Source organism: Actinacidiphila cocklensis (genome assembly GCF_907177275.1).
GTDB lineage: Bacteria > Actinomycetota > Actinomycetes > Streptomycetales > Streptomycetaceae > Actinacidiphila > Actinacidiphila cocklensis.
Map to the genome: position 1 here is coordinate 1 of NZ_CAJSLV010000108.1, position 14,824 is coordinate 14,824.

A 14,824-nucleotide genomic window follows, 5' to 3' on the forward strand; every position below is an offset into this window, starting at 1 on the left:
CCGCCGCCCGCCGTGGCGGACGACGCGCCCCCTGCCGTCAGCGCCGGCCCCGAGCAGCCGCAGCCCGCCGTGGACAGCTGGGCGGAGGCGCTGCGCCGCGCCGCCGAGGCGGCCGGGCACGGCGAGATCGTGCACGTGCGCGCGGACGGCTCGGAGACCCGGCGCAGCTACGCCTCGCTGGTGCCGGAGGCGTCCCGGGTGCTGGGCGGGCTGCGGGCACTCGGGCTGCGCCCGGGCGCCCGGGTGGTCCTCCAGTGCGAGGACACCGAGGACTTCGTCGCCGCCCTGTGGGGCTGCGTCCTCGGCGGCTTCACGGCCGTACCGCTGACCGTGCCGGCGTCGTACGCGACCGCGTCCGCGGCCGTGGCCAAACTGGCGGGCCTGTGGCGGATGCTGGACCGGCCGCTGGTCGTCTGCTCGCCCGCGGGGGCGGCGGGCCTGCGCGAACTGGCCGAGCGGGAGGGCCTGTCGGACATGCGCCTGGCCTCGGTGGAGGAGCTGCGCCAGGGTCCGGCGGACGCCGACTGGCACCCGGCGCGGCCCGACGACCTGCTGCTGATGCTGACGACGTCGGGCAGCACCGGCCTGCCCAAGGCGGTACGGCTGACCCACCGCAACGTCCTGGCCCGCTCCGCCGCCACCGCGGCCGTGAACAACCTGTCGCAGTGGGACGTCTCGCTCAACTGGATCCCGCTCGACCATGTCACCGGCGTGGTGATGTTCCATCTGCGGGACGTCTACCTGGCCTGCCGGCAGATCCACGCGCCGACCGGATGGGTGCTCCAGGACCCGTTGCGCTGGCTGGACCTGGCCGACCGGCACCGGGTGACCGTCACGTGGGCGCCGAACTTCGCCTTCGGCCTCGTCGCCGAGCACGCCGAGGGGACGGCCGACCGCCACTGGGACCTCTCGCCGATGCGGCTGGTGACCAACGCGGGCGAGGTGGTGGTCGCCGCCACCGCCCGCCGGTTCGTACAGCTGCTGCACCCGTTCGGCCTGCCGCAGGACGTGATGCATCCGGGCTGGGGCATGTCGGAGACCTCCTCGGTGGTCACCGACGGCTGCCTGCCGGCCGAACCGGCGGAGGCGGACGGGACGTTCGTCAGCTGCGGCCTGCCCTATCCCGGGTTCGCCCTGCGGATCGTCGACGGCGACGGGCGCGTGCTGCGCGAGGGCGAGGCCGGCGGGCTCCAGGTGCGCGGCGACTCGGTGACGTCCGGCTACCACGACAACTCCGAGGCCAACGCCGAGGCCTTCACCGAGGACGGCTGGTTCGAGACCGGGGACCTGGCGTTCCTGCGCGGGGGCGAGCTGTTCATCACCGGCCGCGCCAAGGACGTCATCATCGTCAACGGCGTCAACCACTACAGCCACGAGATCGAGGCGTGGGTCGAGCAGCTGCCGGTCGCGGTGAAGAGCTTCGTCGCGGCGGTCGCCGTACGCACCGGCCCCGCGGCCGGGACCGACGAGCTGGCGCTGTTCGTCCACCTGGCCCCCGGGACCGACGAGGCGGCGGCGCTGCGCGAGATCCGCGGCACGGTGGCGCGGGAGATCGGGCTGAGCCCCGCCTACGTGCTGCCGGTCGAGGCGGCGGAGATCCCCAAGACGGAGATCGGCAAGATCCAGCGGACCCAGCTGCGGCGGCGGTTCGAGGCCGGCGGGTTCGAGGCGGCGTTGCGGCGTTCGCAGGAGCTGCTGGGCGACACGGCCGACGTGCCCGACTGGTTCCTGCGCCCGGTGTGGCAGCCCGCGCGTCCGCACCACGTGCCGGCCGGGCCGCCCGGGCACACCCTTGTCCTGACCGGCCGCGGCGAGCGGGCGGCCGCGGCCGCCGGGCAGCTGGCGGCGCGGCTGCGCGGCGAGGAGCGGCTGTGCACGCTGGTCGGGTCCGGTCCGCGCTACGAGCGCACCGACGCGGGCACGTACCGGCTGCGGCCGGACGACGAGGGGGACGTGGCACGCCTGCTGGACCGGCTGGCCGAGGACGGCCGCCGCGTCGAGTGCGTGCTGCACCTGGGAGCGCTGGACGGCGGCGACCGGGAGCCGGGCAGCGTCGAGGAGCTGCTGGAAGCCCAACGCGACGGCGCCGACGCCCTGCTGGTGCTGGTCAGGGAACTGGCCCGGCGCCGGGACGACGCGGACGGCCCGCTGCCGCTGGTCCTGGCCACCGCCGGCGGCCAGGCGGTGCTGCCGGCCGACCGGCCCGGCTGCGTGCACGGCGCCGCCGGCGGGCTGCTGTGCACCCTGCGCGAGGAACTGCCCTGGCTCGGCGCCGTCCACCTCGACCTGGACGCCGGCGCCACCGTCGGCGCGGTCGCCGCCGCGCTGCTCGACGAGGCGGCGCTGCCGCCGGTCGAGCCGGCGGTCGCGCACCGCGCCGGGGTCCGGTACGTGCGGCGGCTCGCGGCGCTGCCCGCGGAGGACCTGCCCGAGGTGCCGCAGGCCGCGGAACCGCAGGCACCGGCCACCCCGTCCGGCTTCACCCTGGTCAGCGGCGGACTCGGCGGGGTCGGCGGCGAGTTCGCCGCCCACCTGCTGCAGGTCCCGGGCACCCGGGTCCTGCTGCTGGGCCGCGGCGCCCTCCCCGAGGACCACGCCTGGGACGAGCACCTGGCGGCCGGCGGCCCCACCGCCCGGCGCATCGAGGCGTACCGCAGGCTCCGGGCGCTGGGCGACGTGCGCTACGAGGCGGTCGACGTCACCGACCCGGCGCAGGTGCGGGCCGCGGTGGACAAGGCCTCGGGCGTGTGGGGGCTGCCGCTCGCGCACGTGCACCATCTGGCCGGGGAGCGGCGCGAACTGCCGGTGGCCGAACTGGAGGTGGCGGCCTGGCGGTCGGCGCTGGCGGCCAAGGTGGCCGGCGGCTGGGTGCTGCACCGGCTGGCCGAGGACAGGGACGCCGTCGCCTTCACCGTCTTCTCCTCGGTCAACGGCTTCTTCGGCGGCTCGATGAACGCCGCCTACGCGGCGGGCTGCGCGTTCCTCGACGCGCTCGCGGTGCACCGCTCCCGCCGCGGGCTGCCCGCGCGAAGCCTGGCCTGGAGCCAGTGGAGCGGGCTCGGCATGAGCGAGGGCTACCGGCTCGCCGCGCTCAGCGAGGCCCGCGGCTACCGGGCGCTGGAGACCGCGGCGGCGCTGCGCTCGTACGACCTGGCCGCCTCGGCGGCCGAGCCGCACCTGCTGATCGGCGCGGACCGCACGGCGCCCTGGGTGCGCGCGCATCTGGCGGGGCCGGTGCGCGCGGTGCAGCAGCTGGCCGGGCAGGTCGAACTGGACGCGGGCGCGGACCTCGGCGCGCTGTGCGCGCGGGCCGCCACGGCGGCCGCCGCGCACGGTGCGGACGGCCACTGGGTGCTGCGGGCGGCGGGGCCGACCGGGGAGCAGGAGCCGGCGGCCGGGGCCGCGGACCCGGCGGCGGACACGACCGAGCGGCTTGAGGCGGTGGTCGCCGCCGCATGGGCGGCCGTGCTGGGCCGCGACCAGGTCGGCAGGGACGAGAACTTCTTCGACCTGGGCGGCAGTTCGCTGCTGCTGGTGTCCGCGCAGTCCGCGGTGAACGAGGCGCTGGGCAGCGATCTGACGACGGTCGACCTCTTCGCCCACCCGACGGTGGCGGACCTCGCCGGGCATCTGGCCGCGCGCGGCACCGCCGCGCCCGGTGCGCCGCCGGAGCGCCGGGAGGTCAGGGAGGCCGGGGAGGCCGGGGAAGGCGCCGCGACGGCGCAGGACAGGGCACGGCAGCGGGTGGCGCGGCGGCAGGCCGCCCAGGCCGCCCGCCGTGCCACCGCCGCACGGAGGGACGACGGCAGCGATGGCTGACGAACAGGTGACCGACGACGACGCACTGCCCCTGATCGCCGTGATCGGCATGGCGGCCAGGATGCCGGCCGCGGACAGCGTCGCGGACTTCTGGGACAACCTGGCGGCAGGCCGGGACTGCGTACAGGCGGTCGGCGACGAGGAGTTCCTCGCGGCCGGCGGCCACCCCGACGACCTGGCGGACGGCGACCTGGTGCGCACCGCCGCGGTCGTGGACGGCATCGACCTCTTCGACGCCGCCTTCTTCGGTTACAGCCCCGCCGAGGCCTGCGTGGTGGACCCGCAGCAGCGGCTGCTGCTGGAGACGGCCTACCACGCGGTGGAGGACGCGGGTTACGCGCAGGGCTTCGGCGACCGCCAGGTGGGGGTGTACGCGGGCGCCGGCGACAGCCGCTACTACCCGGCGCACCTCCACCCGCGCTACGCCGGCCGGCCCGGGTCCGTGGACCTTGTGCACGCCGCCACCGCCAACTCGCTGGGCACGGTGGCCACCCGCGTGTCGTACGCGCTGGGGCTGACGGGACCGAGCCTGTCGCTGCAGACCGCCTGCTCCACCGGGCTCGTCGCGGTGCACACGGCCTGCCAGGACCTCATCGACCACGCCTGCGACACCGCCCTGGCCGGGGCGGTGTCGCTCAATCCCGCGGCGCTGCTGGGCTACCGCCACGTTCCCGGCGGCCCGTTCTCGCCCGACGGCCGGTGCCGGGCCTTCGCCGCGGACGCGGCGGGCACCGCGGCGGGCGACGGCGTCGGCGTCGTGGTGCTCAAGCGCCTGGCGGACGCCCTCGCCGACGGCGACCGCGTCCGGGCGCTGGTCAGGGGCTCCGCGGTCAACAACGACGGCCGCCGCAAGGTCGGTTTCACCGCGCCCAGCCCGGCCGGGCAGACCGAGGTCGTCCTCGCCGCGCAGGCCGCGGCCGGCGTCACCGCGGACACCCTCGGCCTGGTCGAGGCGCACGGCACCGCGACCGCGATGGGCGACCCGGTCGAGGTGGCGGCGCTGACCGAGGCGTTCCGGCAGAGCACCGACCGCAGCGGCTACTGCGCTCTGGGGTCGGTGAAGACGAACATCGGGCACCTGGGCGCGGCCGCGGGCATCGCCGGGTTCGTCAAGGCCGTACTGGCGCTGGAGCACCGGCAGTTGCCCCCCAACCTGCACTTCGACCGGCCCAACCCGCTGATCGACTTCCCCGCCACGCCCTTCCGGGTGCCGACCGCCCTGGAGGACTGGCCGCGCGGACCGCACCCGCGCCGCGCGGCGGTCAGCGCCTTCGGCGTGGGCGGCACCAACGCGCACGTCGTCCTGGAGGAGGCCCCCGAGCCGCCGCAGGACCCGCGGCCCGCACCGCAGCCGCACTGGCGGCTGCTGCCGCTGTCCGCCCGCACCCCGGGCGCGCTGCGCGGCCAGGCAGACGCGCTGGCCCGGCACATCGAGCGGCACGACGGGCTGCGGCTCGACGACCTCGCCCACACCCTGCGCACCGGTCGCCCGGCGATGCGGCTGCGCTCCGCGGTCCCGGTGCGTACCGCGCGGGACGCGGTGGCGGCGCTGCGCGGGCCGCTGCCGGAGCCGGTCGAGGTGCCGGAGGGCGACGCGCCCCCCGTGGCCTTCCTCTTTCCCGGTGGCGGCACCCAATACGTCGGCATGGGCGCCGAGTTGTACCAGGAGGGCGGGGTCTACCGCGACGCGGTGGACGACTGCGCCCGCATCCTGCGCCCGGTGATCGGCGGTGATCTGCGCACCGCGCTGTTCGAGCGGGTCGACCCGGGGGACATCGCGGGCTTCCTCGCGCTGGTGGCCACGCAGTACGCGCTGGCCGCGGAGCTGGCCGAGGCCGGGGTGCGTCCTGACGTGCTGATCGGCCACTCGCTGGGCGAGTACTCGGCCGCCTGCCTCGCCGGGGTCCTCCCGCTGGAGGACATGCTGCCGCTGGTGGCGGAACGGCTCCGGCTGATCGCGGCGGCGGGCGGCGCCACCGTCGGAGTGGAGCTGGGCGAGGCGCAGTTGCGGCCGCTGCTGGACAAGGAGGTGTCCCTGGCGGCCGTCAACGGCCCCGCCGCCTGTACCGCCGCCGGTCCCACGGAGGCGGTCGAGGCGCTGGAGAAGCGGCTGGAGCAGGCCGGGGCGACCTTCCACCGGCTGCGGATGCCCAGCGCGGCGCACTCCTGGCTGCTCGACCCGCTGCTCGGCGACCTCGCGGCCCGCCTGCGGTCGGTGACGCTGCGGCCGCCGCGGATCCCCTACGTCACCAACGTCACCGGCACCTGGGTCACCGACGCCCAGGCCACCTCGGTCGAGCACTGGGTCGCGCACACCCGGCAGCCGGTGCGCTTCGCCGACGGGATCGGCACGCTGTGGGCGGACCGCCACCCCGTGCTGGTGGAGATCGGTCCCGCCGACACCCTGCTGAAGCTGGCCCGCGCCCGGCTCGGCGAGCAGGTGGCTCCCGTGGGGGTGACCACCATGCGGCACGCCAGGGCCGCGAGCCCCGACGGGCAGGTACTGGCCACCGCCAAGGGGCGGTTGTGGAGCGCGGGTGTGGGCGAGCTGCCCGGTCCCGCGCACGGCGAGCAGCCCCGCCGGGTGCCACTGCCCGGCTACGCCTTCGACCGGCAGCGGTACTGGATCGACGCGCCGGGCGCCGCCCCCGGGGCGTCCCGGGACGCCGCCGGGACCGCGGCGGCCCCCGGCCGCTCGCCGCGGCCGGCCCTGACGACCGGTCACGTCCCGCCGAGCACCGCGCTGGAGCGGGCCGTCGCCCAGGCGTGGGAGGACGTGCTGGGCATCGACGGCATCGGCGTCGACGACAACTTCTTCGACCTGGGCGGCGACTCGCTGCGCGGGACAATGATGGTGAACCGGCTGCGGGAGACCGGGGTATTGGACGTGCCGGCCGGTGCGGTCCTGTCGGCGCCGACCGTGGCGGGGCTGCTCGCCGCGGCGGGCCGCGGCGGCGGCCGGGACGCCCTGGCGCCGCTGCTGCCGCTGCGGGCCGACGGCGAGAAGCGGCCGCTGTTCTGCGTGCATCCCGGCGCGGGGATCTCCTGGCGGTACAGCGGCCTGCTGCCCCATCTGGGCGCCGCGCAGCCGGTCTTCGGCATCCAGGCCTTCGGCCTCGACGGCCTGCGCCCGGTCGCGGCGGATGCCGCCGCGATGACCGACGCTTACCTGGAGCTGCTGCGCGAGCAGCAGCCGAGCGGCCCCTACCGGCTGCTGGGCTGGTCGTACGGCGGCATCGTCGCGCACGCCATGGCCTGTGCCCTGCGGCGCGGGGGCGAGCGGGTGGAGCTGCTGGCGATGCTGGACGCGCCGCCGGTCGGCGGCCGGGCCTGGACCGCCGAGCAGATCGAGTTCCAGGTGGCGGCGCTGTTGCTGCGGGTGACCGGCCTGCCCTGCACGCCCAGTGAGCCGGTTCCCGGCGTGGCGGCGGTGCTGGACCGGGTGGCGGAGCAGGGCGACGGCGGCACGTCCGCGGTGACCGCCCGGCAGGCCCGGCAGATCGCCGAGGTGATGCGCAACAACCTCAGGATCACGCCGGGCTTCGCGCCCGAGGTCTACGACGGCGACGTGCTCTTCTTCAGCGCCACCGCGGACACCGCCGCGGAACCCGACGCGCCGGCGGACCCCTCGGTGGCCCCCGGCAAGGCCGACGCGTGGCGCCCGTACGTCGCGGGCGCCCTGCACGACCACCCGGTGGCCTGCGGCCACTACGACATGACCGAGCCCGGGCCGATGGCCGAGATCGGCGGTGCGCTCGCCGCCGCACTGGACGCGTGCCCCCCTTCGCACCCCCTGACCCGTCCCGCGTGAAAGGAACCACCGTGCTCAGCCCGTTCGACGACCGCGGCGACGAGCCGTCCCACCTGCTGCTGGCCAACGAGGCGGGCGACCGGTGCGTCTGGCCGGCCTTCGCCGAGGTCCCCGCCGGCTGGCGGACCGTCCTGCCGGCCTCCCCGCACCGCACCTGCCTGGCCGCCCTCCGGCAGCCGGCACCCTCCCCCCACCCCTCGCAAGGAGACGCCCAGTGACCACGACCAGCCAGGTGCCGCTCGCCGAGAAGGACCTCTACGAGCTCGGCGACTCCCCCGAGATGGGCCGCGTCCCGCGCCGCATGTACGCCTCGCTGATCCGGCAGGAGCGCTACGGCCGGCCCGCGGACGCCTTCCGTACCGAGGTGGTCGACGTGCCGCCGGTCGGCCCGGGCCAGGTGCTGGTGAAGGTGATGGCGGCCGGTATCAACTACAACAACGTCTGGGCGGCGCTCGGGCACCCGCTGGACGTCATCGCGGCCCGGCAGGCGCGGGGCGCGGCCGAGGACTTCCACATCGGCGGCTCCGACATGTCGGGCGTCGTGTGGGGCGCCGGGTCGGGGGTGCGCCAGTTCGCGCCGGGCGACGAGGTCGTGGTGTGCGGCTGCACGTGGGACGAGCACGCCGAGGACGTCCGGCTCGGCGCGGACCCGGTGACGTCCGGCAGCCTGCGGGTGTGGGGCTACGAGGAGAACTACGGCTCCTTCGCGCAGTTCGCGGTGGTCGAGGAGTACCAGCTGCACCCCAAGCCGGCCCGGCTGTCGTGGGCGGAGGCGGCCTGCTACCTGGCGACCGCGGGGACCGCGTACCGCCAGCTGTTCGGCTGGCAGCCGCACACGGTGCGGCCCGGGGACCCGGTGCTGGTGTGGGGCGGCGCGGGGGGCCTGGGCAGCATCGCCATCCAGCTGGTCCGGCACGCCGGGGGGATCCCGGTGGCGGTGGTCTCCAGCCCCGAGCGCGGCGAGTTCTGCACCCGGCTGGGCGCCGCCGGCTGGATCGACCGCAGCGAGTTCGACCACTGGGGCCGGATGCCGGACACCGCCGACGGGGAGGCGATGGCCCGGTGGCTCTCCGGGGCGCGGGCCTTCGGCCGCCGCTTCTGGGAGGTGCTGGGCGAGCGGCGGGCGCCGCGGATCGTGCTGGAGCACTCCGGCCAGGACACCCTCCCGACCTCGCTGTACCTGTGCGACAACGCGGGCATGGTGGTCATCTGCGGCGGCACCACCGGCTACAACGGGGACGTGGACCTGCGCTTCCTGTGGATGCGCCAGAAGCGGCTGCAGGGGTCGCACGTGGTGAGCGCCCGGGAGGCGCGGGAGGTCTCGGAGCTGATCGCCCGGGGCGTCATCGACCCCTGCCTGTCGCGGACCTTCGAGTTCGAGGAGATCGGCACGGCGCACCAGCTCATCCACGACAACCAGCACCCGCCGGGCAACATGGCCGTACGGGTCAACGCGCCCCGGTAGCCCGCCGGTCGCCGCGCTGCGGCGGCAGGCCCGGCCGCCTGCCGCCGCCGCGCCCGGTACTCAGGTGGGCAGCAGCCGCTTGACGATCTTCCCGGCCGGGTTGCGCGGCACCTGCTCGATGTACTCGATGTGCCGGGGCCGCTTGTAGGGGGCCAGGTGCGCGGCGAGGTGCTGCTGCAGTGCCGCCCGGTCGGGGTCCCCGCCGGTCACCACGTACGCCTTGGGCACCTGCCCGTAGTCCGGGTCGGGCACGCCCACCACGGCGGCGTCCAGGACCGCCGGGTGCAGCCGGAGCACCCGTTCCACCTCGGAGGGGTAGACGTTCTGCCCGGCCCGCAGGATGACGTCCTTGCTGCGGTCGACGAGGTGGATGCGGCCGCCGGGGTCGATCCGGCCGAGGTCGCCGGTCCTGGTCCATCCGTCGGGGGTGGTGATCGCGGCGGTCGCCGCGGGGTCGTTCCAGTAGCCCTGCATGACGCCGGGTCCGCGGACGACGATCTCGCCGACGGCGCCGGGCGCCGACTCCCGCCCGTCGCCGTCCACGGCCCGCACCGACATGCCGGGCACGACCCGCCCGGCGGGAATGGCCTCGCCCACCTCGCCGGGTGCGGGGTGCTCGTCGGGGCCGAGGGTGACGAACGGGCCGCCGACCTCGGTCATGCCGTAGACCTGGCGGAAGCCGCAGCCCAGCCGCTCGGCGGCTTCCGCGTACACCTCGGGGGGCATGGGGGCGGCGCCGTAGAGGACCTCGCGCAGGGTGGACAGGTCGGCGGTGTGCGACGACCTGGCCTGCAGCATGAAGCGCAGCATCTGCGGCACCAGCCACACGTGGGTGGCCCGGTGGGCCGCCACGGCGGCCAGCGCGCGCTGCGGGGTGAAGCCCGGCAGGAGGACGGCGGTGGCGCCCGCGGCCAGGTAGGTGAGGGTGACCACCATGCTGCCGTGGTAGAGCGGGCAGCAGTTGACGAGCACCGCCTCCTGGTCAGGACGGGCGACGGCCAGCCATCCCAGGGCGATGGAGCGCAAAGACCGCTGGTCCACGGTGACGCCCTTGGCCTGGCCCGTCGTCGCCGAGGTGTGCAGGACGGCGACCGGGTCGGTGTCCGCGACCTCGGGCAGCGCAGCGCCGCCCTCGCCCGCGCCGAGCTGCGCGAAGGCGGGCTCGTCCAGCGCGATCCGCCGCCCGGCGGGCAGGTCGGGGAACCGCCGCAGCACCTCGCTCTCGCCGACGACGACCCGGGGGCGTACCCGTTCGACGACGCCGGCGACCTCGGGCGCGGCCAGGCTGTGGTTGAGCGGGACGAACAGGGCGCCGATCCTGGCCGCCGCGAAGTACGTCTCCAGGACCTCGATGCGGTCCGTGGACAGCACCGCCACCCGGTCGCCGTGGCCGACGCCGAGGGCGGCCAGGCCCCGCGCGAGCCGGTGGACCCGCTCGTGGAACTGCGACCAGGTGACGGAGCGGTACGCGTCCGCCAGCGCCACCTTGTCGGGGAAGCACTGGCGGTTGCGGTCCAGCAGCTGGGCGAGCCACATCAGGCGCCGCCGACCGGGTCGGCCGCGCTCCGCCCTGCGGCGCCGCGCCCGGCGACGAAGGCCTCGTAGTCGGCGATCGTGGCCAGGCCCTCCATGTCCTCCGCGGTGATCTCCACGCCGGTGCGCTGCTCGATGAGCAGCACGAGGCGCACCAGGTCGCCGCTGTCGATGCCGCTGGCGGTGAGGTCGACGTCGTCGCCGACACCGTCGGCGTACTCGGTGATGCCGGTCAGTTCCACCAGCATCGGCCTGATCACGCTCATGGCTGTCCTCTCGTCTGTTTGCCCCCGGTTGTGGAGGAGGGGCGCCGCCCCGCCGGCAATCCGTCGCGCCCGGCCCGATCCCCCGTGCGCCCGACCGCGGGACTGCGGGGATAGTCCGCGGCGGCCGGTGCCTCCTTCTCCTGTGTGAGGCGCCCTGCCCCCTGCGCACGGGTCCGCCTCCGCCGGATCGCCAGGAAAGGAGTGGCCGACGTGACCGGGGCCAAGCAGGCGACACACGACCCGCCGCCGGGCGGGACCACCGGTGCCGAGCGCGACGAGGCGGACCTGCTGACGCGTTTCGAGGCGCTGCTGGCCGCGGGCGAGAGCGTCGAGCCGCACGACTGGGTCCCCGACGGCTACCGCCGGATGCTGGTCCGGCAGATCGCGCAGCACGCGCACTCGGAGATCATCGGCATGCAGCCGGAGGGCGCCTGGCTGACCCGGGCGCCGACGCTGTACCGCAAGGCCGTCCTGCTGGCGAAGGTGCAGGACGAGGCCGGGCACGGCCTCTACCTGTACTCGGCGGCCGAGACGCTGGGCGTGGACCGCGCCGACCTGCTCGACGCGCTGCACCGCGGCCGGCAGCACTCCTCGGCCGCCTTCGACCACCCCGCGCTGACCTGGGCCGACACCGGCGCGATCGCCTGGCTCACGGACGGCGCCGCGGTGGTCAACCAGGCGCCGCTGTGCCGTACGTCGTACGGCCCGTACGCCCGGGCGATGCGGCGGGTGTGCCAGGAGGAGGGCTTCCACGTGCAGCAGGGCTACGACCAGTTGCTGGCGCTGTCGCGGGGGACCCCGGAGCAGAAGCGGATGGCGCAGGACGCGGTGGACCGCTGGTGGCTGCCGGCGGTGGCGCTGATGTTCGGCCCGCCGGACACCGGGGGCGCGGCCGCCGGCGTGGGCGCCGCGACCTCGCGCCAGGCGATGGCGTGGGGCGTCAAGCGGCACACCAACGACGAGTTGCGGCAGCGCTTCGTGGACCTGTGCGTACCGCAGGCGCGCGAGCTCGGGCTGACCCTGCCGGACCCGGCGATCCGCTGGAACCCCGAGCGCGGCCACCACGACTTCGGGCCGGTCGACTGGGCCTGCTACCGGCGGGCGCTGCCCGGCGACAGCCACTGCGCGCGGCGCCGGATCGCGCACCGGGCGGCGGCGCACCGCGAGGGTGCCTGGGTGCGCGAGGCCGCGGAGGCCTACGCCCGCCGCTCGCCCGAGGCGGCAGGGGAGCCCGCCGCGTGAGCGCCGGCCCGGTCTCCTGGGAGGTCTTCCTGTGCCCCCGGCGCGGACTGTCCCACAGCCACGTCGGCTCCGTGCGGGCGGCGGACGTGCGGCTGGCGCAGGCCGCCGCCCGCGACCTCTTCGCGCGGCGCGGCCGTCCGCAGTCGCTGTGGGTGGTGCGCTCGCAGGACGTGCACGCGGTCCTGCCGGACGAGAAGGACCCGTACTTCGCCGCGGCGGACGGCAAACCCTTCCGCCGTCCCGGGCACTTCACGGCGCTGGGGGCCGTCGGTGCCGGGCTGTCCGCCGACGCGGACGCCGACGCGGACGAGGACGCGGACGGGAGCGGGGTCAGCGATGACCACTGAGGCCGCCACGGCCCTGGAGCGGGACTTCGCGCGCTGCGCGCTGCGGCTCGGGGACGACGCGCTGGTGCTGGCCCAGCGGCTGTGCACCTGGATCACCCGGGCGCCGACCCTCGAAGAGGACCTGGCGCTGTCCAACATCGCGCTCGACCTGGTCGGCCACGCCCGTGCGCTGCTCTCGCTGAGCGGCCGGCTGGACGGGACGGGCCGCACCGAGGACGAGCTGGCGCAGCTGCGCGACGGCCGGGAGTTCCGCAACACGCTGCTCGCCGAACTCCCCAACGGCGACTTCGCCGTGACGATCGCCCGCCAGCTGGCGTTCTCGCACTACGCGCGGCTGCACTACGCCGACCTCGCCGGGTGCGCGGAGCCCGAACTCGCCGCGCTCGCCGGGCGCGCGGCCCGCGAGGTCGACTACCACCGCCTGCACGCCGACGGCTGGACGGTCCGGCTGGGCCTGGGCACCGAGGAGAGCCGGCGGCGGATGCAGGACGGCCTGGACCTCGTATGGCCCTACACCGCCGAGCTGTTCGCGGCGGACGAGGCCGTGGCGCGGCTCGACGCGGCGGGAGCCGGCCCCGCCCCCGCCCGGGTGCTCGAACGCTGGCGCCGGGCGACGGCGGAGACCGTGTCCCGCGCGGGCCTGCGGCTGCCCGAGCCCGGCTGGTCGGCGGACGGCGGCCGGGAGGGGCTCCACAGCGAGGAGTTCGGCGCCCTGCTCGCCGAGATGCAGTCCACCTACCGCCAGTACCCCGGGGGTGCGTGGTGAGCGGGCACCCGTTGCCGATGGGCGAGTTGCGGGCCGCCGTCGAGGCGCTGCCGGACCCCGACCTCCCGGTGCTGACGCTGGGCGACCTGGGGATGGTGGGCGCGGTGGCGGCCGGGCCCGACGGCAGGGCGGAGGTGGAGATCACCCCGACGTTCGCGGGCTGCCCCGCGGTGGACGCCATCGAACGGGCGGTCCGTGCGGTGCTCGCCGCCGGGGGCCATCCGCAGGGCCGGGTGCGGCGGACGCTCGTACCGGCGTGGACGACCGAGCGGGTCAGCGAGGCGGGACGGCGCAAGCTCGCCGAGCACGGCATCGCCCTGCGGGGCGGCGCGGGCGGCACGCCCTGCCCGCGGTGCGGGTCCGAGCGGACCCTGCCGCTCAGCCCGTTCGGCCCGACCCGGTGCCAGGCGCTGCTGCGGTGCCCGGCCTGCCAGGAGACCTTCGCCCGGCTGAGAGGGTGTGACGAGGCGTCATGACGCCGACCCCGCGCGCCCTGTCCCCCGCCGGGCGGCCGACCGGCTGGTTCCCGCTGCCGGTCAGCGGCCTGGACCGGCTCGCCGAGGACGCCGTCGCCGTCACCCTGGCGGTGCCGGAGCCGCTCGCCGGCGCCTTCGCCCACCAGGCCGGCCAGCACGTGGTGGTCCGCCACCGGCAGGGCGGCACCGAGATCCGGCGCAGCTACTCCGTGTGCCCGCCGCCCTTCGCCCGCGACCGGCTGCGGCTGGTCGTCCGGCGTGCGAGCCCCGACGGCTTCGGGGCGTACGCGCTGGGCGGCCTCGCGGTGGGCGACCGCCTGGACGTGTCGCCGCCGGCGGGCAGCTTCCGGCTGGAGGCCGCACCCGGCGCGCACCATGTGCTGGTGGCGGGCGGTACGGGTATCGCGCCGCTGCTGGCGATGGCCGCGGCGGCGCTCGGCGACGACCCGGGGTGCCGGGTCTCGCTGCTGTACGCCAGCCGGGACGCGGCCGGCGTGCTGCTGGCCGAGGAGCTGGCCGACCTGAAGGACGCCCACCTGGGCCGGCTCGCCGTGCTGCACGTGCTCTCCCGGGAGCGGCGGGAGGCGGACCTGCTCTCCGGCCGGATCGACCGCGACCGGCTGTGGCGCCTGCTGGCACCGCTGGGCGCGGACGTCGGCGGGACCACCGTGTTCTACCTGTGCGGACCGTGGGGCCTGGTGGAGGTGGCGCGGGAGGCCCTCGCGCAGGCCGGCGCGTCCCCGCGGCAGGTACGGGTCGAGCTGTTCTCGGCCGAGGGGGTGCCCCCGGCGCCCGAACCGCCGCCGCACCGCGGCGGTGTGCGGATCTCGGCGCGGATCGGCGGCCGCACCTCGGCCGCGCAGATGCTGCCGGGCGACCGGGTGCTGCTGGACGCGCTGCTGCGGACCAGGCCTGACACGCCGTACTCCTGCCGGGTGGGGCTGTGCGGCAGCTGCCGCGCCCGGGTGGTGGACGGCGCGGCGGCCATGGGCAGCCAGTTCGCCCTGGACGCGGCGGAGGTCGCGGCCGGCTTCACCCTCGCCTGCCGGGCCCGCGCGACGACCGGCCGGATCGGCCTGGACTTCGACGCCTGAGCACC

At 76.5% G+C, this 14,824-nt stretch carries 11 protein-coding genes; 9 read left to right on the forward strand and 2 right to left on the reverse strand.

Going from position 1 to position 14,824, the window contains the following annotated elements; translation table 11 throughout:
* The 4 genes from NFU81_RS36900 to ccrA form a co-directional block, all read left to right on the forward strand.
* Nucleotides 1–3,819 (forward strand): AMP-binding protein (locus NFU81_RS36900; protein ID WP_251500374.1); only part of this gene is annotated, 3,819 nt, incomplete at its 5' end.
* Nucleotides 3,812–7,630, forward strand: a complete 3,819-nt coding sequence (locus NFU81_RS36905) for a type I polyketide synthase (RefSeq protein ID WP_251500377.1) — start codon at nt 3,812–3,814, stop codon at nt 7,628–7,630. The genes NFU81_RS36900 and NFU81_RS36905, both read left to right, overlap by 8 nt.
* 11 nt (nt 7,631–7,641) lie before the next feature.
* Nucleotides 7,642–7,848: an MbtH family NRPS accessory protein gene (locus tag NFU81_RS36910; RefSeq protein ID WP_251500380.1), complete on the forward strand. Its 207-nt coding sequence runs from the start codon at nt 7,642–7,644 to the stop codon at nt 7,846–7,848.
* A gap of 62 nt (nt 7,849–7,910) precedes the next feature.
* A complete protein-coding gene (ccrA, locus tag NFU81_RS36915) occupies nt 7,911–9,095 on the forward strand; it encodes a crotonyl-CoA carboxylase/reductase (RefSeq protein ID WP_251500469.1) in 1,185 nt (394 codons plus the stop codon).
* A 60-nt stretch (nt 9,096–9,155) separates the two neighbouring features.
* Here ccrA and NFU81_RS36920 read toward each other — a convergent pair whose 3' ends face one another.
* Both NFU81_RS36920 and NFU81_RS36925 read right to left on the reverse strand, forming a co-directional pair.
* Complete coding sequence (locus NFU81_RS36920; RefSeq protein ID WP_251500383.1) at nt 9,156–10,631, reverse strand: class I adenylate-forming enzyme family protein; 1,476 nt, start codon at nt 10,629–10,631, stop codon at nt 9,156–9,158.
* Complete coding sequence (locus tag NFU81_RS36925; RefSeq protein ID WP_251500412.1) at nt 10,631–10,894, reverse strand: acyl carrier protein; 264 nt, start codon at nt 10,892–10,894, stop codon at nt 10,631–10,633. The genes NFU81_RS36920 and NFU81_RS36925 overlap by 1 nt, the downstream gene beginning before the upstream one ends.
* 210 nt (nt 10,895–11,104) lie before the next feature.
* On the opposite strand from NFU81_RS36925, the gene paaA reads away from it, so the two are divergent.
* Genes paaA through NFU81_RS36950 form a run of 5 tightly spaced genes read left to right on the forward strand, consistent with a single transcriptional unit; the run spans nt 11,105 to nt 14,819 of the window.
* A complete protein-coding gene (gene paaA / locus NFU81_RS36930; protein ID WP_274038088.1) occupies nt 11,105–12,136 on the forward strand; it encodes a 1,2-phenylacetyl-CoA epoxidase subunit PaaA in 1,032 nt (343 codons plus the stop codon).
* Nucleotides 12,133–12,483 (forward strand): 1,2-phenylacetyl-CoA epoxidase subunit B, encoded by a 351-nt coding sequence (locus NFU81_RS36935; RefSeq protein ID WP_251500423.1) that lies wholly within the window; start codon nt 12,133–12,135, stop codon nt 12,481–12,483. Before paaA ends, NFU81_RS36935 begins: the two co-directional genes overlap by 4 nt.
* Nucleotides 12,473–13,249, forward strand: a complete 777-nt coding sequence (gene paaC, locus NFU81_RS36940; protein ID WP_251500425.1) for a 1,2-phenylacetyl-CoA epoxidase subunit PaaC — start codon at nt 12,473–12,475, stop codon at nt 13,247–13,249. Before NFU81_RS36935 ends, paaC begins: the two co-directional genes overlap by 11 nt.
* Nucleotides 13,246–13,725, forward strand: a complete 480-nt coding sequence (gene paaD, locus NFU81_RS36945; protein WP_251500427.1) for a 1,2-phenylacetyl-CoA epoxidase subunit PaaD — start codon at nt 13,246–13,248, stop codon at nt 13,723–13,725. The genes paaC and paaD overlap by 4 nt, the downstream gene beginning before the upstream one ends.
* Nucleotides 13,722–14,819 carry a ferredoxin--NADP reductase gene (locus NFU81_RS36950; protein WP_251500429.1) on the forward strand — a complete coding sequence of 366 codons (1,098 nt, stop codon included), beginning with the start codon at nt 13,722–13,724 and terminating at the stop codon, nt 14,817–14,819. The genes paaD and NFU81_RS36950 overlap by 4 nt, the downstream gene beginning before the upstream one ends.
* Nucleotides 14,820–14,824 lie beyond the last annotated feature (5 nt).